General features: G+C 63.5%; 26 protein-coding genes. 15 read left to right on the top strand and 11 right to left on the bottom strand.

Annotated features, from left to right (window positions below; translation table 11 throughout):
• Window positions 1-134: 134 nt before the first annotated feature.
• The gene (locus AB6802_RS04210; protein ID WP_371008752.1) at window positions 135-815 is read right to left on the bottom strand and encodes a GNAT family N-acetyltransferase; all 681 of its coding nucleotides are present in this window, start codon (window positions 813-815) and stop codon (window positions 135-137) included.
• Window positions 812-1,297 carry a MarR family winged helix-turn-helix transcriptional regulator gene (locus AB6802_RS04205; protein WP_371008751.1) on the bottom strand — a complete coding sequence of 162 codons (486 nt, stop codon included), beginning with the start codon at window positions 1,295-1,297 and terminating at the stop codon, window positions 812-814. The genes AB6802_RS04210 and AB6802_RS04205 overlap by 4 nt, the downstream gene beginning before the upstream one ends.
• A 225-nt stretch (window positions 1,298-1,522) precedes the next feature.
• Here AB6802_RS04205 and AB6802_RS04200 point away from each other — a divergent pair, with 225 nt between their 5' ends.
• The 4 genes from AB6802_RS04200 to AB6802_RS04185 all read left to right on the top strand — a co-directional run bounded on the left by AB6802_RS04200 (window position 1,523) and on the right by AB6802_RS04185 (window position 4,369).
• Window positions 1,523-2,560 (top strand): phosphatidylglycerol lysyltransferase domain-containing protein, encoded by a 1,038-nt coding sequence (locus tag AB6802_RS04200; protein WP_371008750.1) that lies wholly within the window; start codon window positions 1,523-1,525, stop codon window positions 2,558-2,560.
• A gap of 179 nt (window positions 2,561-2,739) precedes the next feature.
• Window positions 2,740-3,066, top strand: a complete 327-nt coding sequence (locus AB6802_RS04195; protein ID WP_371008749.1) for a PadR family transcriptional regulator — start codon at window positions 2,740-2,742, stop codon at window positions 3,064-3,066.
• Window positions 3,063-3,629 (top strand): DUF1700 domain-containing protein, encoded by a 567-nt coding sequence (locus AB6802_RS04190; protein ID WP_371008748.1) that lies wholly within the window; start codon window positions 3,063-3,065, stop codon window positions 3,627-3,629. Before AB6802_RS04195 ends, AB6802_RS04190 begins: the two co-directional genes overlap by 4 nt.
• Before the next feature lie 35 nt (window positions 3,630-3,664).
• Entirely contained in the window at window positions 3,665-4,369 is a 705-nt protein-coding gene (locus tag AB6802_RS04185) for a GIN domain-containing protein (protein ID WP_371008747.1), read from the top strand.
• Window positions 4,370-4,393: 24 nt separating this feature from the next.
• Here AB6802_RS04185 and AB6802_RS04180 read toward each other — a convergent pair whose 3' ends face one another.
• Together AB6802_RS04180 and AB6802_RS04175 are read right to left on the bottom strand one after the other, a co-directional pair.
• Complete coding sequence (locus AB6802_RS04180; protein ID WP_371008746.1) at window positions 4,394-5,173, bottom strand: ABC transporter permease; 780 nt, start codon at window positions 5,171-5,173, stop codon at window positions 4,394-4,396.
• Complete coding sequence (locus AB6802_RS04175) at window positions 5,170-6,096, bottom strand: ABC transporter ATP-binding protein (RefSeq protein WP_371008745.1); 927 nt, start codon at window positions 6,094-6,096, stop codon at window positions 5,170-5,172. Before AB6802_RS04175 ends, AB6802_RS04180 begins: the two co-directional genes overlap by 4 nt.
• Window positions 6,097-6,297: 201 nt before the next feature.
• Here AB6802_RS04175 and AB6802_RS04170 point away from each other — a divergent pair, with 201 nt between their 5' ends.
• The 3 genes from AB6802_RS04170 (at window position 6,298) to AB6802_RS04160 (ending at window position 8,996) form a co-directional block, all read left to right on the top strand.
• Entirely contained in the window at window positions 6,298-6,447 is a 150-nt protein-coding gene (locus AB6802_RS04170; RefSeq protein WP_371008744.1) for a hypothetical protein, read from the top strand.
• A 178-nt stretch (window positions 6,448-6,625) separates the two neighbouring features.
• Window positions 6,626-7,987, top strand: a complete 1,362-nt coding sequence (locus AB6802_RS04165) for a cytochrome ubiquinol oxidase subunit I (protein WP_371008743.1) — start codon at window positions 6,626-6,628, stop codon at window positions 7,985-7,987.
• A 4-nt stretch (window positions 7,988-7,991) separates the two neighbouring features.
• Window positions 7,992-8,996: a cytochrome d ubiquinol oxidase subunit II gene (locus AB6802_RS04160; RefSeq protein WP_371008742.1), complete on the top strand. Its 1,005-nt coding sequence runs from the start codon at window positions 7,992-7,994 to the stop codon at window positions 8,994-8,996.
• Between the two features lie 166 nt (window positions 8,997-9,162).
• Here the strand turns inward: AB6802_RS04160 and msrA are convergent, their stop codons facing one another.
• From msrA to AB6802_RS04140, 4 genes are all read right to left on the bottom strand, one after another.
• The gene (msrA, locus tag AB6802_RS04155) at window positions 9,163-9,894 is read right to left on the bottom strand and encodes a peptide-methionine (S)-S-oxide reductase MsrA (RefSeq protein ID WP_371008741.1); all 732 of its coding nucleotides are present in this window, start codon (window positions 9,892-9,894) and stop codon (window positions 9,163-9,165) included.
• 224 nt (window positions 9,895-10,118) lie between these two features.
• Window positions 10,119-10,403 (bottom strand): hypothetical protein, encoded by a 285-nt coding sequence (locus tag AB6802_RS04150; protein ID WP_371008740.1) that lies wholly within the window; start codon window positions 10,401-10,403, stop codon window positions 10,119-10,121.
• Between the two features lie 86 nt (window positions 10,404-10,489).
• A complete protein-coding gene (locus tag AB6802_RS04145) occupies window positions 10,490-11,197 on the bottom strand; it encodes a DUF1223 domain-containing protein (RefSeq protein WP_371008739.1) in 708 nt (235 codons plus the stop codon).
• A gap of 355 nt (window positions 11,198-11,552) precedes the next feature.
• Window positions 11,553-12,734 (bottom strand): TadE/TadG family type IV pilus assembly protein, encoded by a 1,182-nt coding sequence (locus AB6802_RS04140; RefSeq protein WP_371008738.1) that lies wholly within the window; start codon window positions 12,732-12,734, stop codon window positions 11,553-11,555.
• Between the two features lie 399 nt (window positions 12,735-13,133).
• On the opposite strand from AB6802_RS04140, the gene lepA reads away from it, so the two are divergent.
• Window positions 13,134-14,939: a translation elongation factor 4 gene (gene lepA / locus AB6802_RS04135; RefSeq protein ID WP_371008737.1), complete on the top strand. Its 1,806-nt coding sequence runs from the start codon at window positions 13,134-13,136 to the stop codon at window positions 14,937-14,939.
• A 109-nt stretch (window positions 14,940-15,048) separates the two neighbouring features.
• On the opposite strand, the gene AB6802_RS04130 is transcribed toward lepA, so the two are convergent.
• From AB6802_RS04130 to AB6802_RS04120, 3 genes are all read right to left on the bottom strand, one after another.
• Window positions 15,049-16,095 (bottom strand): hypothetical protein, encoded by a 1,047-nt coding sequence (locus AB6802_RS04130; RefSeq protein WP_371008736.1) that lies wholly within the window; start codon window positions 16,093-16,095, stop codon window positions 15,049-15,051.
• A gap of 90 nt (window positions 16,096-16,185) precedes the next feature.
• Window positions 16,186-16,797 carry a hypothetical protein gene (locus tag AB6802_RS04125; protein WP_371008735.1) on the bottom strand — a complete coding sequence of 204 codons (612 nt, stop codon included), beginning with the start codon at window positions 16,795-16,797 and terminating at the stop codon, window positions 16,186-16,188.
• Window positions 16,798-16,926: 129 nt separating this feature from the next.
• The gene (locus tag AB6802_RS04120) at window positions 16,927-17,451 is read right to left on the bottom strand and encodes a hypothetical protein (RefSeq protein WP_371008734.1); all 525 of its coding nucleotides are present in this window, start codon (window positions 17,449-17,451) and stop codon (window positions 16,927-16,929) included.
• A 221-nt stretch (window positions 17,452-17,672) separates the two neighbouring features.
• On the opposite strand from AB6802_RS04120, the gene AB6802_RS04115 reads away from it, so the two are divergent.
• From AB6802_RS04115 to AB6802_RS04085, 7 genes are all read left to right on the top strand, one after another.
• Window positions 17,673-17,855 (top strand): hypothetical protein, encoded by a 183-nt coding sequence (locus AB6802_RS04115; protein WP_371008733.1) that lies wholly within the window; start codon window positions 17,673-17,675, stop codon window positions 17,853-17,855.
• Window positions 17,827-18,189: a hypothetical protein gene (locus AB6802_RS04110; RefSeq protein ID WP_371008732.1), complete on the top strand. Its 363-nt coding sequence runs from the start codon at window positions 17,827-17,829 to the stop codon at window positions 18,187-18,189. Before AB6802_RS04115 ends, AB6802_RS04110 begins: the two co-directional genes overlap by 29 nt.
• An 11-nt stretch (window positions 18,190-18,200) precedes the next feature.
• Window positions 18,201-18,704, top strand: coding sequence for a hypothetical protein (locus tag AB6802_RS04105; RefSeq protein ID WP_371008731.1), 504 nt, complete (start codon window positions 18,201-18,203; stop codon window positions 18,702-18,704).
• 195 nt (window positions 18,705-18,899) lie between these two features.
• Complete coding sequence (locus tag AB6802_RS04100; RefSeq protein ID WP_371008729.1) at window positions 18,900-19,247, top strand: hypothetical protein; 348 nt, start codon at window positions 18,900-18,902, stop codon at window positions 19,245-19,247.
• A gap of 425 nt (window positions 19,248-19,672) precedes the next feature.
• Window positions 19,673-20,047, top strand: coding sequence for a hypothetical protein (locus tag AB6802_RS04095; protein WP_371008728.1), 375 nt, complete (start codon window positions 19,673-19,675; stop codon window positions 20,045-20,047).
• 429 nt (window positions 20,048-20,476) lie between these two features.
• A complete protein-coding gene (locus AB6802_RS04090; RefSeq protein ID WP_371008727.1) occupies window positions 20,477-21,103 on the top strand; it encodes a CDGSH iron-sulfur domain-containing protein in 627 nt (208 codons plus the stop codon).
• Window positions 21,104-21,403: 300 nt separating this feature from the next.
• Window positions 21,404-23,425 (top strand): hydantoinase/oxoprolinase N-terminal domain-containing protein, encoded by a 2,022-nt coding sequence (locus AB6802_RS04085; RefSeq protein ID WP_371008726.1) that lies wholly within the window; start codon window positions 21,404-21,406, stop codon window positions 23,423-23,425.
• Window positions 23,426-23,446 lie beyond the last annotated feature (21 nt).

Here is a 23,446-nt window from a genome sequence, read left to right as displayed (position 1 = left end):
ACGACCAGGATCCTCTCGGTCTCCTTCCCACTTCAAACATAGCATGGGACCAACACACAGGATCCTCGGGTCTGCGCTGCGTCGCTATCGCTCCTTGCTCCGCCCGTGGATGACGAGGCGCCGCTGCCGAGCACTCACCCGGCCCGCTGGACCACGGCGATGTTCATCGCGCTGCGCAACCGGAAGCCTATCGACTCGTACAAGCCTGTCGCCGCGACATTGCTGGCAAAGGCGTGCAAATAAGGGGTCTCGCCACGCGCCATGATGCGGTTCGCCACGAACAGCGACAAAAGCCGGCCGAGGCCGCCACCGCGAAAATCGGGATGCGAGCAGACGCCGCTCAGTTCCGAATAGCCAGGCTGTTTCATGCGCTCGCCGGCCATCGCGGCCAGCCTGCCATCGATCTTCACACCCCAGAAGTCACCGAGACTCAAGGCTTCGAGCGTGAACGGGCCCGGCCGGGTGAGCGAGGCGAGAGCGAGCATCTCGGCCGCATCCCGCCGTGTCAGCTGTTCGACGCGCGGGTCGGAGACAGCCTGCAAGGGCTGCTCGGCAACCATCTGCACGGCATCGGCGGTCGACACCGCGACAAGCTCCCGCGGCAGGGCGATTGGATCGGCCTGGGCCAGGACGACAGTCTCGCCCACGGAGACAAGCTTTGCCAGCGCCTGCAGGCTCTCCGCGTCATCCGTTGCCGTGGCGGCGAACGGAATAATCGTGGGCCGGTAGCGACGCGCCAGCGTCCTGCCCTCGGCGAAGGCCTGATGGCGTGTCGCCAGCGCGCTCCAAACGGGACGATTGAGGATGTGGCTCACGGCGTTGCCACTTTTTCGGCGCGGCGGTCGAGCGACGTTGCGGCCAGCCGGTCCTCGATGGTGGCGAGCTGACTGAGAAGCGGCCCGGAAAGGTTCGCGCACAATTGCGCGACGGCGTTCTCGATCTGTGGCCAGACGTCGCGTTTCGCGGCATCGACCAGCCGCCGGCCGTTCCGGGAAAGCGAGACGATCCGGCGCCGCTGGTCGTCGTCCGAAGGGCTGACCTCGACCAGTCCCAACTCGCCAAGCAGCGCGACGCTTCGCGTCACCCCGGGCTGGGCGATGCCGAGCGACAGCGCCAGTTCGCCGACCGGCAATGGGCCCAGCCTGTCGAGCGCGGCAAGCAAGGGATACTGGCTTGACTGGATAGGCACGTCCAGGCGGTCGAGTACGCGCTGCGCATCCGCCTGCAATTGTTCGCCCAGGCGTTTCAACCTGCTGCCAAGGCTGAGATAACCGAAGGACCGAATGACATCTTCCATGGCCTATTCTCTCAAGTGCATAACTTGATATATAACACCATATGGAAAATCAAGGCGGCCCCGTCGGAACACTCGTCCTGAGATGGCGGCGCTTCGGACATTTGCCCTTCAATCGCCACCGATTGCATCCTATATCGCGCTGGCGCGACGCGACCGGCGTCGGTCGCGTCGGCGATTCGTGGCCTTTTTGGCCGCAGGTCTTTCACTTCTCGACACGCGGAACTCATGGCGCCCCTGCGCATCTATTTCGACAGGCTTCTCGAGGCCGCGGCGGCAAAGGTTCCGCGGCGCGCATTGAGCGATGCCGAACGCCTGGAGCTGGTGCGCCGTTACGGCGATTTCTCGCTCGCTTATTCCACGGCCGCGCAGCAGAAGCTGTCCTATTTCAGCGATGGCGACGGCTACATCGCCTTCGGCACCAAGATGAGCCACCATTTCGCGCTGGGCGACCCTGTGGCCGATCCGACCGCCCGCCCGGCCTATATCAAACGCTTCGTCGAGGCCGCCGGCAGCCCCTGGTTCGTCCAGGTCGGCGCCGACACGGCCCAGGTGCTGGCCGGGCTCGGCTATCAGGTCAATCGCCTTGGGGTCGACACCAGACTGCATCTGCCGGCGCATGATTTTTCCGGCAAGCGCAACGAGACCGTGCGCTATTCCGAACGCTGGCTGATGAAGAAGGGTTTTATCCTTTCGGAGGACAGGGGCGACACGCTGCTCGACGAGATCAAGCAGCTTTCCGCCGACTGGCGCAGCGAGCGTATAGTCAAGCGCTGGGAGATGGATTTCCTCAACCGTCGCTTTGCCGACCAGCTCGGCGCCGACATGCGCCGTTTCCTCCTGCACAGCCCTGAGGCACGGCTGCTGGCCATCCTCGATTTCGACCCGATGTTTCGCGACGGCAAGGTCGTCGGCTACACCACCTCCTTCAAGCGCAAGCAGGTCGATGCGACGCCGCATGCCGAAATCGGCCTGACCAAATTCGCCGTCGACCGCTTCCGCGAGGAAGGCATTCCCCTGGTCACGCTCGGCCTGTCGCCGCTGCTCGACATCGAACCCAGCGGCTTTGCCGAATCGGGTTTCTGGCGCGGCGCCTTCCAGCGCGCTTACAACTCGCCCTGGGTCAACCGCTCGCGCTTCAACCTGCAGGGCCAGGCCGCCTTCAAACGCCGCTTCCACGGCGTCGAGGAGCCGACCTACATCGCCTTCCGCAAAGGGACTTTTGTGGAGATGCTCGGGCTGCTGCGGCTGATGAAAGCGATCTGAACCAGCAGGTGCCTGCGGCGCGTCGCAAATCCGCTTTCCGCTGATCGAATGACCAGGCTGGCAGCGCCCGCCGACTCTTCTCGGTAAACTGCATCAACTGGTACCTTGCATAAACAGGTAGCTTGCTATATCTGTTTTATAAACCGGGAGCCACGCTATCCGGTGAACCGGAAGCTGGCATGACCGACTCGATCCAGGTGCAATTGCGAAAGGGCGCGCTCGATCTGTGTGTCCTGGCCGTGCTGTCGCGCGGCGAAAGCTATGGCTACGAGATCGCCAGCCAGCTGGTCGCCGCGGTCGGCATGGGGGAAGGCACGATCTATCCCTTGATGCGCCGCATGCAGAATGACGGCCTGGTCGCCACGCGCATCGTGGAATCGAGCAACGGACCGCCCCGCAAATATTACCGGCTCACGCCGCTGGGCGAGAGGGCTTTCGAAGCGCATCGCCGCGACTGGCGCTCCCTTGTGGGTGCAATCGACAAACTTCTCGAGGATCTGCCATGAACAAGGACGCCTTCCTGCAGACGCTGCGGCAGGGCCTGGCCGGCCTGCCGGCGCACGAGATCGACGACATTGTCGGCGACTACGCCGCCCATTTCGCCGACGCATCGGGCCGCGGCGAAGCGGAGGTCGCCACCGCCTTGGGCGACCCGGCCAGGCTTGCCCGCGAGCTGCGCGCCGAAGCCGGCCTGCGCCGCTTCGAATCCCATGGCAGCGTCTCCAACATGTTGTCCGCGACGCTGGCGCTTGCCGGCCTTGCCTTCGTCGATCTCGTCTTCCTGCTGCCGCTGCTCTTGACCGCAGTCATCCTTGGCATTGGCCTTGGCATCACGCTTGTCGCCGTCGGCGCGCTGGGCATCAAAATCATCATCACCACCCTGTTGTTCGATCAAGGTGGCACGCTCACGGCGACGCTCGGCCGTATCTTCATCGGCGCCGGGCTGGTCAGCTTTTTCATCGGCGGCGGCGCCTTTCTATTGCTGGGCCAAGGCGCCGGCATCCGGGTCCTCGGTCGCTACGCCCGGATGCATTCGCGATTGACGCAGTCGGACCGCAACCGCGTCTGAGCCCAATCATCATCACGTTGACGGAGAACCAGATCATGAGTGGAAAACTGGCATTCGCAGCAACGGCTGGACTGGCGGCCGCCGCCGTCTTTCTGGCTTTGGGCATCGGCCTGTCCGGACCGAACTGGGTCTACGCCGGCGGCTCATGGATCGGCGCGGAATCCACCTGTGGAAAGCCCACCGCCACGACAAAGGAGGTCACGCTGCCCTTCACCGCCGCCGACAGTTTCACCGTCGCCGTGCCGGCTTCGGTGCGCTACCAGCCGGGAGACAAGGCTGAGGCCGTGGTCAGCGGCGATTCGGTCCTGGTCGACCATGTCCAGATGACAGGCAGCAAGCTCAGCCTGGACTGCGATCCGGGTTGGTTCGACTCCAAGCTCGATGTCGTCCTGTCGGCGCCGGCCATAACGGACTGGAAAATACTGGGTAGCGGCGACCTTGACCTGAACCAGATCAATCAGCCCGACCTGCGGCTGGATATTCGCGGCAGTGGCGGGGTTACCGCAACGGGTACCGCCAAGACCGTCGATCTCAGGATCTCCGGCTCAGGCAGCGGACGCCTCAAGGATCTGACCGCCCAATCCGCGAAGGTCGATATCCGCGGCAGCGGCGATGCCGAGATCACGGCGCAGGCGGATGCCGATGTGCTGATTTCCGGCAGTGGCGACGTCGATATCTACGGACATCCGACGATGCGGCGATCCGAAGTGCGCGGCAGCGGTAGTATCTCGCAGCACTAGGCTCGCAGCGCCAGGCTTGCGCGATCAGTTCCTCAGCCGGTAGCCGGTCTTGAAAATCCAGGCGACGATTGCAATGCAGATGGCCAGGAACACCAGCGTCATGGCGAGGCTGACGCCGACCGAAACGTCGGCCTTGCCGTAAAAGCTCCAGCGGAACCCGCTGATCAGGTAGACGACGGGGTTGAACAGCGTGATCGTCTTCCAGATGCCGGGCAGCATATGGATCGAGTAGAAGCTGCCGCCGAGGAAGGTCAACGGCGTGACGATCAACAGCGGCACCAGCTGCAATTGCTCGAAGGTCTTTGCCCAGATGCCGATGATGAAGCCGAACAGGCTGAAGGTCACCGCCGTCAGCACCAGGAAGGCGACCATCCACAACGGATGCTCGATCCTCAGCGGCACGAACAGCGCTGCCGTGCCCAGGATGATCAGGCCGAGCATGATCGACTTGGTCGCGGCGCCCCCGACATAGGCGATGATGATTTCGAGATAAGAGACAGGCGCCGACAACAGCTCGTAGATCGAACCGACGAATTTCGGGAAATAGATGGCGAAGGACGCATTCGAGATCGACTGCGTCAACAGCGACAGCATGATCAGCCCGGGCACGATGAAGGCGCCGTAGGGGATGCCGTCGATCTCGTTGATGCGCGAGCCGATGGCCGAGCCGAAAACCACGAAATAGAGCGATGTCGAGATGACCGGCGAGATGATGCTTTGCAGCACCGTGCGGAAGGCACGCGCCATCTCCACCCGGTAGATCGCCCATACCGCACGAAAATTAGGGGCAGCGCGCAGGTTCATGGCTCTTGCCTCAGAAGACTGACGAAGATCTCTTCGAGCGAGCTGTTCTTGGTGTCGAGGTCGCGGAACTGGATGCCGGCTGCCTCGAGGTCGCGGATCAGCGAGGCGACCCCCGGCCGATCGCTCTGGTTGTCATAGGTGTAGGTGAGCTGGTTGCCGTCTGGCGAAAGCTCCAGCGCATAGCGCGACAGCCCGTCGGGAATCGTGCTGAGCGGCGCGCGCAGTTCCAGCTTCATCTGCTTGCGGCCAAGCTTGCGCATCAGCTCGGCCTTGCCCTCGACCAGGATGATCTCACCCTTGTTGATGACGCCGACGCGGTCGGCCATCGCCTCGGCCTCTTCGATATAATGGGTGGTGAGGATGATGGTGACGCCGTCCTCGCGCAGCCGCCGCACCATCGCCCACATGTCCTGGCGCAATTCGACGTCGACGCCGGCGGTCGGCTCGTCGAGGAACAGCACGCGCGGCTCGTGCGCCAGCGCCTTGGCGATCATCAGCCGGCGCTTCATGCCGCCGGACAGCGTAATCGCCTTGGATTCCTTCTTGTCCCACAGCGACAGATCGCGCAGCACCTTTTCGACAAAATCGGGATTGGCCGGCTTGCCGAACAGCCCGCGGCTGTAGTTGACGGTGCGCCAGACGCTTTCGAAGGCGTCGATGGTCAGCTCCTGCGGCACCAGCCCGATCAAGGCGCGGGCGGCGCGGTAATCCTTGCCGATGTCGTGGCCATCGACGGTGACGCTGCCCGAGGAGCGGTTGACGATGCCGCAGACGATCGAGATCAGCGTCGTCTTGCCGGCGCCGTTCGGCCCGAGCAGCGCGAAGATCTCGCCGCGCTCGATGTCGAGATTGATTTCCTTCAGCGCCTTGAAACCGGTGGCATAGGTTTTCGTGACACCGGAGATCGAGATGATGGATGACATGCTGAAATATGGCCGGCTGGAAAAGGTGACCTGATATAGGTCGGATGTCGCCCCATGCAAACCGGAAATCGATGCGCCTCCTGACAGCTCTCGACAGGGAGTGAGGCCGGCCAGGTCGGGCGGCCGGTGTTTCGCTCACCCGCAGGCAGGCAAAAAATGCGTTCCGCCGGCGTGTGCGGTGATCGGCCCGAAGGGCAAGCGATGACCGATCTCGTCGATCAGGCGCGTGAAAGGCTGGGCCGCTCCGTCTTCGAAGGCTGGGACAAGCATGAGTTCGAGGAACCGGTCAGGCTGATGGGCAAATTCGCGGATGCGTCTGCCGACCTGCCGGCTGCCGGCAATAGCGCCTGACCGGAAGATCGCTGTCGCTGATATTGTTTGCCGGCTTCGTTTCTTGGTGCTTGTCACGCTGGCGGGCCAGAGTGACAAGCTGTCCAATGTGACAACGCGCCTCGCGTGGCGCTGCGCCGCTTTGACCGATGCATGCCTGAGGTATACCGTCAAAGAATAACAGCAGCCGGAGTCGATCATGGACCCGCTCATCCTGTCGCGTATCCAGTTCGGCGCGAATATTTCGTTCCACATATTGTTTCCGGCAATCACCATTGCACTCGGCTGGGTGCTGCTGTTCTTCAAGCTCCGCTACAACGCCACCGGCGATTCCGCCTGGATGCGCGCCTATTTCACCTGGGTGAAGATTTTCGCGCTCTCCTTCGCCATGGGCGTGGTGTCGGGCGTCACCATGAGCTTCCAGTTCGGCACCAACTGGCCGGGCTATATGGAAACCGTCGGCAACATCGCCGGCCCGCTGCTTGCCTATGAGGTGCTCACCGCCTTCTTCCTCGAGGCGGCCTTCCTCGGCATCATGCTGTTCGGCTTTCGCCGCGTCTCCAACCGCATCCACACTTTGGCGACCGTGCTGGTGGCGGGCGGCACGACGGTCTCGGCCTTCTGGATCATCGCGCTGAACTCGTGGATGCAGACGCCGGCCGGTTTCCAGATGATCGACGGCAAGGCCCATGCGGTCGACTGGTGGGCGATCGTCTTCAACCCGTCCATGCCTTACCGTCTGGTGCACATGCTTCTGGCCTCGGGGCTGACGGTCTCGTTCCTGATCGCCGGCCTGTCGGCGCTGCGCTACCTCAACGGCGACCGCTCGGAATCGATGTGGAAGGCGTTGCGCACCGGCGTCTTCACCGCCGCCATCCTGATCCCGATCCAGATCTTTGCCGGCGACCAGCATGGCCTGAACACGCTGGAGCACCAGCCGCAGAAGATCGCGGCCATGGAAGCAAACTGGAACACCGGCCCCAACGTGCCGCTGGTTCTGTTCGCGCTGCCCGACGAGGCGGCCAAGGAAAACCGGTTCGAGGTCGCCATTCCCGACGGCGCCAGCCTGGTGCTGCGTCACTCGACCAGCGGCGTCGTGCCGGGCTTGAACGACTATCCCGGCCTCCATCCGCCGGTCTTTCCGGTGTTCTGGGGCTTCCGCGTCATGGTCGGCACCGGCATCCTGATGCTGATCGTTTCGTGGTCGGCCGCCTGGTTTCTCAAGCGTCGCCACAGCCTGCCGAAACCGCTGGCGCTGATCATGGTGCCGATGGCGCTGTCGGGCTGGCTGGCGACTTTAGCCGGCTGGTACACCACCGAGATCGGCCGCCAGCCCTGGCTGGTCACCGGCGTCCTGAAAACGGCCGACGCCGTCGGGCCGGTCGCCGGCAGCCATGTCGCGCTGACATTCGCCGTCTATCTTATCCTCTATGTGCTGCTTTTGATCGCCTATCTCGGTGTTCTGGTGCATCTGGCGCTGAAAGCGGCCAAGGATGGCGATGCCTCGCCGCTGCCCGGCGTCATGAACGCGGCGCTGTCGCAACCGGCCGCTGGGGAGTGAGACGATGAGCTTCGACTGGCCAACCTCACTTCCCCTGATCTTCGCCGGCCTGATGGGCCTCGCCATCCTGATCTATGTCGTGCTTGACGGTTTCGATCTCGGCATCGGCATCCTGTTCTCGGCCGCCGGGGATGCCGAGCAGGACACCATGATCGCGGCGATCGGTCCGTTCTGGGACGCCAACGAAACCTGGCTGGTGCTGGCGGTCGGGCTGTTGCTGGTCGCCTTTCCGATGGCGCACGGCGTCATCCTCACCGCGCTTTATCTGCCGGTTTTCGTGCTTTTGGTCGGGCTCATCCTGCGCGGCGTCGCCTTCGACTTCCGCGCCAAGGTGCCGGCCGGCAGGAAACACCGCTGGAACCGCATCTTCTTCCTCGGCTCCACCATCGCCTCGCTGGCCCAAGGCTATATGCTCGGCGTCTATGTGCTCGGCCTCGATGTCGGCCTCGGCGGCATGGCCTTCGGTGCGCTGGTCGCGCTTTGTCTGTCGGCCGCCTATGCCGCGATGGGCGCCGCCTGGCTGATCTACAAGACCGAGGGCGAGCTGCAGAAGAAGGCCGTGCTCTGGCTGCGCACAGCGCTGGTGCTGACGGCGCTCGGCATGGGCGCCGTGTCGCTGGCCACGCCCTTCGCCAGCCCGCGCATCTTTGCCAAATGGTTCGTCTGGCCGCAGATGCTCTATCTCTCGCCGCTGCCGATCCTGTCGGCGCTGTTGTTCCTGTGGCTGTGGCGGCAGACCTTCCATCTGCCGAAGCCCGACGACCGCCACGCCATCCGGCCGTTCCTGACGCTCGCCGCCATCTTCACGCTCGGCTTTGCCGGGCTTGCCTGGTCGTTCTATCCTTATGTCGTGCCGGATAAATTGACGATCTGGCAGGCCGCCTCGGCGACGGAAAGCCTGGCGGTGATATTGGTCGGCGTCGTCGTCGTGCTGCCGATCATCATCTTCTATTCGTTTTATGCCTACCGCGTGTTTGGCGGCAAAGCGACGGATCTGACATACGATTGAGATCGTCTTTCTCCCCGTTTACGGGGAGAAATGCCCGGCAGGGCAATGAGGGGCGGCGCAAACCTGTCAGGCAAAGCTGCCCGGCGCTCCAATCGCAAATGCCGGCGACGCCCCTCATCCGCCCTTCGGGCACCTTCTCCCCGTGAACGGGGAGAAGGAAATTAGCTCAGCTCTTGCTGGAGGCCAGCACCAATACCGGCTTTTCGCTGAAAAGCTGCGGGAACAGCGCCTTCAGATTCTCGACCTTCGGCAGGTCGTTGTAGACGATATAGGGATAGGTCGGGTTCAGCGTCAGGAAATCCTGATGATAGTCCTCGGCCGGATAAAAGGTCTTGCCGGTTTCGAGCGTGGTGACGATCGGCTTGGCAAACACCTTGGCCTTGTCGAGCTGGGCGATGTAGCTCTCGGCGATCTTTTTCTGCGTGTCGTTCTCGGCAAACACCGTCGAGCGGTATTGCGTGCCGGAGTCCGGCCCCTGGTAGTTGAGCTGCGTCGGATTGTGGGCGACCGAGAAATAGACCTGCAGCAGCTGGCCGTAGGTCACCTTGGACGGATCGTAGGTGATCTCGACGGATTCGGCATGGCCGGTGCGCCCGGTGCCGACCACTTCATAGACGGCGTTTTCGGCGCTGCCGCCGGTATAACCCGAGACCGCCTTGCTGACGCCCTTGACGTGCTGGAACACGCCCTGCACGCCCCAGAAGCAGCCGCCGGCGAAGATGGCCTTTTCCGTGCCGCTCGCCGCTTTTTCATCCATTGCCGGCGGCGGGATCACCACCGCGTCCTCGGCCGAGCGGGCCGGGGTCTGCCACAAGGCGGCCGCCGTCACCGCCGCCAGGCCGAGCACGGCCAGCGCGCCGCGGGTAAAGAACGGCCGTGTCTTTTCGATACCGGTCATGTTCCGATCTCCTGTTGTTGTTCCATTATATACGAACGAAGCCGCCAAGCGGTTCTCACTTTGCCGTGCGGCGGCGGCGCTCCCCCTCATCCGGCCGCTTCGCGGCCACCTTCTCCCCGAGGGGAGAAGAGATTGGCGCCGGCTTCGACAGTCTCCTCTCCCCGCCGGGGAGAGGTCGGCCGAGCGAAGCGGAGGCCGGGTGAGGGGCAGTGTCTGGCTCCGCCTTACTGCGCGGTGCCGTCCGCCGGCTTCATCGCATCCGTTGCCGGCTTCATGGCATCGGCTGCCGGCTTCATTGCCTGGGTGCTCATCGCGTCGGGTTTCATCGCATCGGCGGGCTTCATGGCATCCGCCGGCTTCATCGCATCCGTGGCCGGTTTCATGGCGTCGGTAGCCATCGCATTGGCGGGCTTCATCGCATTGGTCGTGTCGTCGGCGCGGGCGCCGGCGACGAGGACGGTGGCCGAAAGCGCGAAGGCGAGCGCCGGCAGGGTCAGGTACTTGGTCATGATAGTCTCCTTGGGGTTTGGCGCGCGCATGCGGGCCTGGTGATGCGTTGCCGCTCGATGCGGCCCCGCGCGAAGCGATAAGAAGATCAGTTGGCGGCGGCGGCCAGGATCGGCCCGCCGCCCGGGCTTTGCACCAGCACCGCGGTGCTGAAGCCGCCGCCGGCCGCCGGCAGCGGCAGCGTCGTGGCTTGGCCGTTCCAGCTGCCGAGCCTGGTGAGCGAATGGACGACATTGGCGTGCGGCAGCGTGCGCCCGGTGTTTTCGCCGCGCGCCACCGGCACTTCGACAACGCCTTTGTTATAGCGCACCAGCCAGACATCGGCCTTCCCGCCCGGCGCCTTGCCGGCGCCGATGCTGACCTTGCCGCTGGCAAGCGCGACATCCGGCCCTTGCGCGGCGCCGCTCTTGGCGATCAGCGACTGGATCTCGCCGGGCGCCGCGCCGACGGCGTCGGCATGGCCGTTGACCACCACCTGCGGCGTGAACGGCCCGTCATGGCCGAGCGGCGGCTCATAGGTCACCTGGCGCTGGGTGAACTCCTTGCGCCCGAACGTGTCCTTCCAGCCGAGATAGTCCCAGTAGGTGACGTTGAACGACAGCGCCAGCACGCCGGGCTGGTCCTTGACCTTGATCAGGTTGGCGTTGGCCGGCGGGCAGGACGAGCAGCCCTGGCTGGTGAACAGCTCGACCACGGTGAGCGGCTGGGCGGATGCCGCGCCTGCGCCGGCGGCCAGCGCGAGAAACGTGGCGCCGGCAAGCAGAGCCTTGCCGAGCATTGTCGTGGTTCCGGTCATGGGAAGCAGTCTCCGTTGGCGGGTCATGCTCCCATTTCGCCGTCGCGGAGGGGTTCGTTACAGCTTCACCGGTTTGTGATGTTGGAGATTGGCGAAGGCGGTCGTGACGTCCAATCTCCCCCCTCGTGGGGGAGATGTCCGGCAGGGACAGAGGGGGGCGCCGTAGAGCCCCAGCTCCTCAAGGGTCCTCAAAAATCTGAGCGGGCAGAAACGCTTCCAGGGTATTTTAAGGGCTCACTTCCGTAAGGTCGGCGGGACATCGCCCCTCTCTGGCCTGCCGGCCATCTCCCCCACGAGGGGGGAGATCGGCAGCGGCGGCGCCGCGCTTCTCCCACAGGGGGAGAAGGGAGTCCCGCTACTGCGTCAGCACCGTCTCCGAAGGTCGCCGGTTGTAGTCGCACTTGCCGGTGACGGTGTAGAAGAAGTCGGCGTTGGAGACATCGGCGGGCACGTCGTTGCCGCCGTCTTCCCAGGCCTGGTAGCCGGGCTGGCCGCAAGGCACCACGCTAAAGATATCGACGATCTGCCCGGCCGCCACTTCGGGCATGTTGGCCGCGGTCGTTCCGACATAAAGCCGGTCGGATGTTTTGGCGTCGTTGGACTTGAGCGTGGTCGGTTGTCCGCGCGACGATGCCGAGGGCACATCCATCTGCAGATAGAGCTTGTCCATCTGGCTGACATCGATGTCGGCGCCGGAACCATTGGCCGGGTATGTGGCGGTGGCGCAGGTCGTGTTGAAGTAGATCGTTTTGTTGTTGTTATTGCCGTCCTTGGTGGTGCCGGGGATCGACCCGGCCGGCGGATTGGTGAAAGCACTGGTCGAGCCGGCTGTCGTGCAAACCTGCTTCTGGACCATGGTCTGTGTGGTTCCGTTCACCGTGTATGCGGTGGCGGTTCCGTAGCCCTTCGGCTCGCCCACCGTGTAGCTCTTTCCCCTGTCGGTATAGGTATATTGGTAGTTGCTGTAGGTGTAAGTGATCTTCATCAGGCTTTGCGGATTCGTCTGGCCGAACTGGGTGCCGTAGAGCGTCATGGTCTTGTCCCAGTAGCCTGACACCTTCGTGACCTTGAAATTGGCTTGCACCAGCGCCGGCGTCTTGCGCACCGATGAGCCGACACCGATCGGCACCGTGTCGATCCTGGCGATCTGCATGAAATTGGTCGGCATCGAATAGGTGGCGGTGGCGGTGAAGGTCGCCGTGCCGTCGGCGGCGACGTTGACGCTGGTCAGCGTCGCCGTTCCGCCCTTGCCTGGGTCGATGTTCGCATCATAGGCCTGCTGCAGCGCCGTCTGGCGGTCGCCAAGGCTTGTCGTGGTGGGCATTGTGGTGATCGACAGGATCGCGGCGTCGAGCGCGTTCTGCATGTCGGAGCGGGTCGTCACCGCCGAGGTGTAGTCGATGGAAAACCCGACGGCGACCAGGAGCGGGATCGTCAACAGCACCATCATCGGCATCATCGAGCCGTTGCGGCTCGCAACGAAAAGTTTCGCTAGCCTGGCCACCCCAACCGGGCTCGACTTTCCAGCAGTGCTCATTTCAGGCCTTCGTTCTCACGGCAGTGCGCCGGGTTACCATCCGGTGGCGAAGGATGCCCTAAAGGGGTGGATGAAAGTTTAAGCAGTTTTGAATGTTCCCTTCGCCCCGTTTACGGGGAGAAGGTGGATCGGCGCGCAGCGCCGAGACGGATGAGGGGTGAGTCAGCTCGGCGCCGATCTTCGCTATCGGAGGCGCGCACTCGTCGACGATGGACTCACCCCTCATCCGCCCTCCGGGCACCGCGGCCCTACGCTAGCGCTTCGGGCGTTCGTCGTTCGGAAAGCCAAGCAATTGGCTTCCCGTCCGCTTCGCGGACCACTCCTCACCCCCGTGAACGGGGCGAAGGGAAAAAGCCCCGCCGCTTGCCCCTCAACCCCGCCCCTGCTAAAGCGCGCCGCATGACCACCCCGCTCGACCACATCCGCAATTTCTCCATCGTCGCCCATATCGACCATGGCAAATCCACGCTTGCCGACCGGCTGATCCAGTCCACCGGCGGGCTGGAGGCGCGCGATATGAAGGAGCAGGTGCTGGACTCGATGGATATCGAGCGCGAGCGCGGCATCACCATCAAGGCGCAGACGGTGCGGCTGAAATACCGCGCCAACAATGGCGAGGACTATATCCTCAACCTGATCGACACGCCCGGACATGTCGACTTCGCCTATGAAGTGTCGCGGTCGCTGGCCGCCTGCGAGGGCTCGCTGCTGGTGGTCGACGCGAGCCAAGGCGTCGAGGCGCAGACATTGGCCAATGTCTACCAGGCCATCGACAACAACCACGAGATCGTCGTGGTGCTGAACAAGGTCGACCTGCCGGCCGCCGAGCCCGAGCGCATCCGCGAGCAGGTCGAGGAGGTGATCGGCATCGACGCCTCCAACGCCGTGCTGATCTCGGCCAAGACCGGCCTTGGCATTCCCGACGTGCTGGAGGCGATCGTCAACGACCTGCCCCCGCCGCGCGAGGGCGACATCAAGGCGCCGCTGAAGGCGATGCTGGTTGACTCTTGGTACGACGCCTATCTCGGCGTCATCGTCCTGGTGCGTATCATCGACGGCGTCCTGAAGAAGGGCCAGACCATCCGCATGATGGGCACCGGCGCGAAGTATCTCGTCGAGCGGACCGGCGTGTTCACGCCGGCCCGCATCAATGTCGACGAGCTCGGCCCCGGCGAGTTCGGCTTCTTCACCGGCTCGATCAAGGAAGTGGCCGACACCCGCGTCGGCGACACCATCACCGAGGACAAGCGCCAGACCGCGCATGCGCTGCCCGGCTTCAAGCCGGCGCAGCCGGTGGTGTTCTGCGGCCTGTTTCCGGTCGACGCCGCCGATTTCGAGGACCTGCGCGCCGCCGTCGGCAAATTGCGCCTCAACGACGCGTCCTTCTCCTATGAAATGGAAACCTCCGCCGCGCTCGGCTTCGGCTATCGCTGCGGCTTCCTCGGCCTGTTGCATCTGGAAATCATCCAGGAGCGGCTGGAGCGCGAGTTCAACCTCGACCTGATCGCCACCGCGCCTTCCGTCGTCTACCGGCTGCTGTTGAATGACGGCACGGTCAAGGAACTGCACAACCCGGCCGACATGCCCGACGTGGTCAAGATCGCGGCCATCGAGGAGCCGTGGATCCGCGCCACCATCCTGACCCCCGACGAGTATCTCGGCGGCATCCTGAAGCTCTGCCAGGACCGGCGCGGCATCCAGGCCGACCTCTCCTATGTCGGCAAGCGCGCCATGCTGACCTACGATTTGCCGCTCAACGAAGTCGTCTTCGATTTCTACGACCGCCTGAAGTCGATCTCAAAAGGCTACGCCTCGTTCGACTATCACCTGACCGACTATCGCGAGGGCGACCTGGTCAAGATGTCGATCCTGGTCAATGAGGAGCCGGTCGACGCTCTATCCATGCTGGTCCACCGGACAGCGGCGGAAAAGCGCGGCCGCCAGATGTGCGAGAAGCTGAAGGAGCTGATCCCGCACCACCTCTTCAAGATCCCGATCCAGGCCGCGATCGGCGGCAAGGTCATCGCCCGCGAAACCATCTCGGCGCTGAGGAAAGACGTCACCGCCAAATGCTACGGCGGCGACGTGACCCGCAAGCGCAAGCTGCTCGACAAGCAGAAAGAGGGCAAGAAGCGGATGCGCCAGTTCGGCAAGGTGGATATCCCGCAGGAAGCGTTTATCCAGGCGCTGAAGATGGGGGATTGAGCGGTCTAGCCTTCGGCCGGACGTCTCGACTCGGTGGGTCGAGGCGAGCGCAATCGGGGTGGGAGCTGCTGGAGGCAGCGGGCCACTCCCCGGCGGTTGCGGCAAAATCTCATAACGATTTTGGAAGCGTCTCTTCGTCTTTGAAGAATACGTTATAGATCGTTTGCAACTGCTCGGTGCCGCCTGCTGTCGGCACCGGGGCTATGCCAAGAAACATCGGGGAGTCCAACCAAAATCGAATGTGGACCCCGAAACTAGTCGAATATGCAATTGCCCTGGCCTCCTCTTGTGTGACCTTAGCAAAAACGTTCACATAGATGCCACTCACTATCCGCTCGCATCTAGTTGAAATATCGATCCTTTTTTCCTCACCGTTCAATACGATCTCAACAAGGCCTAGTGAAGTCAGCTCGTCCTCTCTGCCTTGAGCTTCGATCACAGCCCAGAAAAAGAAACCCGCTCCCTTGGTGTGGCCAAGCATAACCTTGTGGTGACCATGGAGCGAATCTCTTTCTCCGCGCACATAGATCATATCGGCCTGTGCCTGAACTGTCCAAATAGTATCGGTTTCACCGCCAGTCACTACGCCAAGCGTCTTTAGATTGTCTTCGTCTGCGATGAGTATCGAATCATTGCGAACCGAAGAAGAGAACTCAAGGAAGTCAGGGGATACTCCCATATCAACTAAAAAACGGGCAATTTTTGCCGAGAGCACTTGTGACTGACCAACGTCGCCTGGTGAGGGGTTTTTGAACGAGAATTGATGAACTCCAAACTCAGACCCTTGCGGAAAGTACCTTAGCCGACCGCCGAGGAAAACCAGGGTTGCAGCACTCATACATCTACCTGACAGCCTCACGCGAGGCACCAAAAGATGTGAAATATCAGAGATTTCATTGGTGTTGAGGAGGCACTTGCCGATCGAGGTCGAGAACCAACAATCTCGGATTATTCGCCCGATGATCATCGCTTCTTCGACATTGCCGCCGCTCGAATCGATGTAAACAGTCGTTCGGGGCGGAGGTGCAGATCGATCCACGAATTCGCGGAACTTGATCCCATCTCCCGCTCGAATTGTCCCAAGGGCGTTAATCGAAAACGATCCGCCAATGGCCCTTTCGAATTCGGTCTGGGGATCGGTAAATTCGAATTGCACAGTCACTCCTGACCGGAAATAGCTTGATCTTTGTCGTCGCGCGGTAGGCAGTCTCCGCGTCGTCAAGCTCTTGATCGCCACGTTTTGGCGTTATCGGGTCATGACCCTTTTCGTATTTTGCGGAAGCGCGGCGATCGGCAGGATACTTGCGACCTGCTGCAACAATGCCACGTCATCGGTTTCCAGATGACGGTCAAATACCGCCAGCTTGTGATCTTGGTCGCCTTCGGCGTCCGCGAACGCCACATACTTCGCGGAAATCGACCCGTGATGCGGCGAAACTCCATTGATTAGAATGGGCTGAGCGTCGCCTTTGCCCTTTACCGCAAAATCAAAATGACGGCGCCCGCCGCTCTTGCCCGTTACGTCAACACCGGTCTCAAAACCATCCGCGCCAACCGTTTCGACCAGCGCCTTTTGGATCCGGTCCACAAGCGCGGCTTCCGCCACGGCCACAATGCGTGCCACGGCTGCATTCGCCGCCAACGACGAAGCATTTGCGACGCCCAAGATGGCGCTGAGAAGCCAGTCCCTCGATGATACGTCGGCGACCAGCCGTTCATTGTCCATCGACAGATGGAACCGACTGCATTCGCTTTGCAGTGCCCGATTTATCAGCGCATCGTCGCGCCCATGCGACCACGCTGACATAAACGCGCCACCACCGTCATGCACCTTGAAGCCCTCGCCGACCTTGGCCACGAATATCCGCACTGGCTCAAATGAAGGATACAGACAGTGGGTCGTCACGCGTGCGCCGTCCGGCGTCTCTTCGCATGTGTCAAACTCGGATAGCGCTGCGCGAACGTCATCACACGACATGGCGGCCTTTCACGCGAAGCTCAAAGGAACATCAAATGTTCGCTGTTGAGGAGTTAATACCAAGTTTATGCGCTCCGCCAGCCATGGAAACGCCTGGCTGAACTTCCGCACCTGCGCCGGCAGTGGCTCGCGACATTCGAGTTCCCATGTATCACTGCGCAAAACATGCTCTCGATTGTCTGGCCAACTGTGAAAGTGCGGACCGCAAACCCGCGCTGGGAGCGGGGATGCCCAATGCGGGTTGACCTCACATTCCGTCATCGGTACGAAGTCCAATCGACTGACATTTTGGCCCCTGAATATGACGTTTATCGTCACACGGTACTCAGTGCCCGTGCGCGTCACGATCCTTAATTGACCGGATGTAACCACACCAAGTTCATCGGCAATGGGCCACACTGCTCTGCGCTCATATTGGCCGCGACGTTGAAAGTTTGACGGGCCAAATTCTGGAGGATCGCCGCTCAGATATTTCTTGTCCGCCAGAAAGCGGTCAACTGCCTCAACATCTGCCAATCGCGCGGCTGGTTTCATTCCAGATGTCTACCTCGAAATGCTGGCTTTCGAAACGGTTGCCGTTCCAGTCAGGTGCTAAGAAGGGCTCGACGCTTTCCGATGCCGAGGCGAGGTTCGGTCCGTAACCGCCATTGGCGCCCTTCAACACCTCTCCGCGTTCCATTTCGCGCTGCCAGCGCATTACCCTTTGAGGGCGTCTTGCCCTGGAGTATCCTCCGCCCGACTAGGGGGCCTCTCACATGCGCTCCACTCTGGACACCATCGCCTCTGTCGGCCTCGCCATCGGCGGCACCTTCGGCCTGGCCGGCACCTTCGTCGCCAGCGCTCCGCTGCGCGAAACGCTCTGGACGATCGACGGCGCCGCACTCGTGGTCGCCGCCGCGCTGCTCAACCATGAAATACCAGCGGCGGCTGGGCGATGACTGCGTCGCCGCGGGCTTCCTCACCTTCCTCGCCGGCGAAAGCCTGCTTCTGGCCGGCAACGCGGCGGGGCTGGAGGCCAGCGTGCCCTCCTATGTCGGCGGCATCACGCTTTGGGCGGCGGGGCTGGTCATGGTCAGCGCGCAAGCCACCTTCGCGCTGTGGATGCGGCTCACGGCTTTCGTCGCCGCCGTGCTCTTTGCCGTCTCGGTCTTCATGATCTTGTGGGGTTCACCGCTTTTGCCCACCTCCGCGCCACTGCCGGCGCTCGGCTATCCGTTCCTGGTGCTGACCTTCGTCGGCTGGATCTGGACCTTGTTGAAATCGGAGCATTGAGTGCGGAGGCCATGTCCGCCCCGCTCGAAATCCGCAACAGCGCTTCGGGAAAACTCTTCCCGGCGCTCGGGCCGTTCCTGATCGGCGGCATTTTCGGCTTCGGCGCGCTGCAGGGCGTCGCCGCGGGCACGGATGGCGGGCATGTGCTGTGGATCGCGCTGCTCAGCCTGGTCTGTCTTGCCCTCGGCGCTTTCATCGCGCGCGGCGCTTTCGACACTTCGGTCCAGGTGGTGCTCGACAGCCAGGGTTTTCGGGACCGCCGCGCCGGCGATGTGCTGGTGCCGTGGAGCAAGGTGAAGAGCGTGTGGCTCGTCTCGGGCAAGGGCGCGATGCTCAATTTCGAGCTCACCGGGGAGCCGCCCGATGAAATCAAATATTCCGCCGCCAACGCCTTCGGCATCATGCCTTTCGGTCGGAACACCGTGCATATGGAAATCTCCTCGCTCGACGCGCGCGGCCAGGACATGGTGGACGCGGTGCGGAAGTTCGCGCCGCATGTGGCGGTGAGAAGGTAGCGAAGCCCCCTCATCCGGCCGCTTCGCGGCCACCTTCTCCCCCAGGGGAGAAGAGGCAGCTTGGCCGCCGGCGATCTCCTCTCCCCTTGGGGAGAGGTCGGATTGCCCCGAATTGCTCTTCGCAATTCGGCTGGCAATCCGGGTGAGGGTGTTTCTGGGCGCCGCCCGTGCTCTACTCCCGCCCGGAACCCCGCCATGATTCGCCTCACCCTCGCCGCCCTCCTCATCGCCACGCCGGCCGCCGCCGCCGATATGGCGTTCTTCGTCAAGAATTTGCGCGCGCAAGGCGTGGCGGTAGAGCTGTTCAGCCGCGACAGGCAAAAAGTCTGGCCGGGCGGCGACAAGGTGTTCTTCATCCGGCCGAAGGCGCAGAAATCGGTGCCGATCTCGTGCACGCCCGGCGAGCGCATCTGCTGGGGCGCCTGGGTCGACGGCAACGACCATATCTCCGCCGGCGTCGGCCCCGACAACGATCAGCCTTGCGACAATTGCTGCTTCATCTGCACCGAGCACTCGACCGAGACGATCGACCTGGTGGAGTAGAGCGGCGTTGAAACTGCCAATCTCCCCCCTTGTGGGGGAGATGCCCGGCAGGGCAGAGGGGGCGCGAAGGAACGCGACGCTCGCAATTCGTCATCCTAGGGCGAAGCAAGGAGCGAAGCGACGCGCGCAGACCCTAGGATCCATGCCGTAGCGTTAAAGCATTGCAGCGGTTACAGAATTTTGCACCGTTGCGCCCTACGGGAAAGATCAAGGGTCAAGCCCGACGAATGGAGGGTCATGGCGAGGCGCCCCCCTCTGTCCTGCCGGACATCTCCCCCACAAGGGGGGAGATCGGCTGTCGCCATCGCCCCGCCAATTCACCCAAATTCAGTCACCGCGATCGGCGGCCACCCCTTCTGCGTCCCTTCCCGCCATGCCATCATCCCGCATCGGCCGTGGGGGCCGATTCTACCTTGGGGGTTGTCATGTCGTTCACCGTCGCGCGCCGCGTTGCCGCCGTGCTGTCGCTTGCCGTTCTTCTCAGCAGCCATGTCGCCCATGCCGGCGACGTCACCTTCCAGATCAAGAACGACCACCCCAACGCCATGCGCCTCGAGCTTTACAGCCAGGACCGCGACTATGTCTGGCCGGGCGGCGGCAAGGATTTCTACCTCGACGACGGCGAGACAAAGCAGCTGCCGATCTCCTGCAACGACGGCGAGAAGATCTGCTACGGCGCCTGGGTCGACGGCGACGAGAGCACCTATTGGGGGGTCGGCCCCAACAACAAGCAGACCTGCGAAGACTGCTGCTACACCTGCAGCGGCGGCGAGACGGAAGAGATCGACCTGCAGGAGTGACGCGAGGCGCTGACGCCGCTGATCTCCCCCCTTGTGGGGGAGATGGCCGGCAGGCCAGAGGGGGGCGCTGTCCCGCCGGCACCTCAGTGGATCGGCGCGCTTCCTTCGACGTTTGTGCTCCGTCTGAAGATTCCAGGCCGTGATCCTTCGCGCCCCCCCTCTGCCCTGCCGGGCATCTCCCCCACGAGGGGGAGATTGGCTGTCACCCTGGCTTTCGCCAATCTCCAGCGACTCCCACAAGGGGAGAAGGGAAAGGCTGCGCATCCGGCCAGCTTGACGCGCTTCCCGCCCGCGCCCTAGCCTTGCCTCACCCACTAGAGCATTTCACCGTTTCACCGAAACGGCGAAATGCCCTGTCTTTTTGTGTTGACGCAATTTTAGGCGGAAAACCGTTTCACACTTTTCCTGAAATTGCTTGGAGGAGAGCCCATGGCAGGCACGGTCGAAGGCGACAAGATCGACATTTCTTTCAACGGCAAGCGCTGCATCCATTCGCGCAATTGCGTGCTCGGCAACCCGCATGTCTTCGTGCCCAACGCACCAGGCGAATGGATTCACCCCGAGGCTGCGAGTGTCGAACAGGTCGTGGCGCTGGCCGAAAACTGTCCGTCCGGCGCCATCGGCTACAATCGCAAGGATGGCGGGCCGCAGGAGAAGCCGCCGGTGGTCAACACCGTGCGGCTGCGCGAGAACGGGCCGCTGGCCGTGCATGCCGAGATCGTGCTCGGCGACGAGACGTTGTTGCGCGCCACGCTCTGCCGCTGCGGCCTGTCGCAGAACAAGCCGTTCTGCGACAACAGCCACATCAAGGCCGGCTTCGCCGCCACCGGCGAGCCGCCGCTGAAGGAAGCGCAGACGCTGGACGCGAGGAATGGCCCGCTGGCGGTAACCCCCACGGTCAACGGCCCGCTCAAGGTCGAAGGCAATGCCGAGATCGTTACCGGCACGGGGCATACCATTGCGCGCACAACGAAGGTGTTTTTGTGCCGCTGCGGGCATTCGGCGAACAAGCCGTTCTGTGATGGCAGCCATAAAAGGGTGGGGTTTGTGGGGTAGCCAATCAGAGAAGTTGGCGCGAGGCCCCCCTCTCAGCCCTGCCGGGCATCTCCCCCTCAAGGGGGGAGATTGGCGACTTCAGCGCCGGCACCTATTCTGCAACGTTGAAGATTGGCGAAGGCCCGCGATACATCCGATCTCCCCCCTTGAGGGGGAGATGTCCGGCAGGACAGAGAGGGGGGCCTCGCGCCGGCGTCTCATCGTCTACGCACCCCTCTTCACCCTTGGCCCACTCCTCCCGCCTTTATCCATCCACTTGTATCGGCTAAGGGGCAGGCACCAAAACGCCCGGACCTTTCCATGACCGCCAAGCCCACGCCCCTCTTCCTCGGTATCGACACCGGCGGCACCTATACCGACGCCGTGCTGTGGTCCGAGGCGGGCGGCCTCAAAGGCAAGGTGCTGGCCAAGGCCAAGGCGCTGACCACGCGCCACGATCTCGCCGTCGGCATTTCCGGCGCGGTCGATGCGGTGCTGGAAAAATCCGGCACCGACCCGAAGGCGATAAAACTCGTCTCGATGTCGACCACGCTTGCCACCAACGCGCTGGTCGAGGGCCAGGGCGGGCGCGTCGCGCTGGTCATGATCGGCTTTTCCGAGGCCGACCTTGCCCGCGACGGGTTGAAGACGGCGCTCGGCACCGACCCGGTCGTGTTCTGCCCCGGCGGCCATGACGTCCACGGCAATGCGGCCAAGCTCGATCTTTCCGGCCTCGAAGCGGCCTTGCCGGAACTCGGCGGCTCGGTGTCGGGCTTTGCCGTCTGCGCCTATTTCGCCACGCGCAATCCGGCGCACGAGCTCACCGCTCGCGACCTCATCCGCGACAAGACCGGCCTGCCGGTCACCGCCAGCCATGAGCTTTCCGCCAAGCTCGGCGGCCCGCGCCGCGCGCTCACCACGTTGCTCAACGCCCGGCTGATCTCGATGATCGACCGGCTGGTCGCGGCAACCGAGGGCTTTCTCGAAGCGCGCGGCATCGCCGCCCCCTTGATGGTGGTGCGCGGCGACGGCGCTCTGGTCTCAGCGGCCTTTGCCCGCCAGCGGCCGATCGAGACCATCCTGTCCGGCCCGGCCGCCAGCCTCGTCGGCGCTCGCCACATGACCGGCCTCGACGACGCCATGGTGTCGGACATCGGCGGCACCACCACCGACGTCGCCGTGCTGGATGGGGGCCGCCCGCGCCTCGACCCGGAAGGCGCCACCGTCGGCGGTTTTCGCACCATGGTGGAAGCCGTCGCCATGCGCACCTTCGGTCTCGGCGGCGATTCCGAAGTGGCGCTGGAAGAGGGCGTGCTCAACCCGCAGATCCTGCTCGGACCGCGCCGCCTGGTGCCGCTGGCGCTGGCCGGCCTGATGCATGGCGAGGCGGTGACCGCCGAGCTCGACCGGCAATTGCGCGCGCCGAACCCCGGCCGCATGGACGGACGCTTCGCCATGCGCACCGGCGTGCCCGACAGGCTCGCCGCCGGGCTGACCCCGCCGGAAGCAAAACTCTACGAGGCGATCGGTGCGGTGCCGCTGGCGCTCGACAGGCTGCTCAGCTCCAACGCCCAGAACGCCACGCTGAACCGGCTGGTATCGCGGGGTCTCGTGCACATCTCGGGTTTCACGCCGTCCGATGCCGCCCATGTCGTCGGAAAACAGGCCAATTGGGACGCCGCCACCGCGCGCCTCGGCGCCGAGCTGTTTTCGCGCCGCCGCGATGGCCGCGGCCAAAACATCGCTGCTTCGCCGGAAGCGATTTCCGAGCGCGTGCTGGTGACGCTGACCCGCTGGTCGGCCGAATACATCCTCGAAACCGCCTTCGCCGAGGACGGGCTCGATGGTGCGGCGACCGTGGCGCACGCGCTGGTGCAGCGCGCCGTCGACGCGCACCCCGGCATCGCCCGCTTCACCGTGGCGCTCGACCGGCCGGTCATCGGCCTCGGCGCTTCCGCGCCGCTGCACTATGCCGGCCTGCCGCCGCTGATCGGCAATGGCTGCGTGGTGCCGGAAGACACCGACGTCGCCAACGCGCTCGGCGCCGTCGTCGGCCAGGTCCGCGTTTCGGCCGAGGCCCGCGTCAGCCAGCCCAAGGAAGGGCTGTTCCGGCTGGCGTCGGGACAAACGGTGCGCGACTTCACCGACGAGGCGAAAGCGATCGCGGCGGCGGAAGCCGATGTGCGGACGATCGTGGCGGAGCGCGCCAGGGATGCCGGCACCGACAATGCCGAGATCGATGTCTCGACCGAGTTCAAGGTTTCGACGGTCGAAAGCCAGCGCATGTTCATCGAGGCGCATGTGGTCGCGGTGGCGTCGGGAAGGCCAAGGATTGCGGTGTGAGGCGCCCCTTCCTTCTCCCCG

Origin of the sequence: Mesorhizobium sp. RCC_202, assembly GCF_041355295.1 — a bacterium.
Lineage (GTDB): Bacteria > Pseudomonadota > Alphaproteobacteria > Rhizobiales > Rhizobiaceae > Mesorhizobium.
Note: the sequence above shows the minus strand (reverse complement) of the source record. Positions and strands in the feature narration are given on the sequence as shown.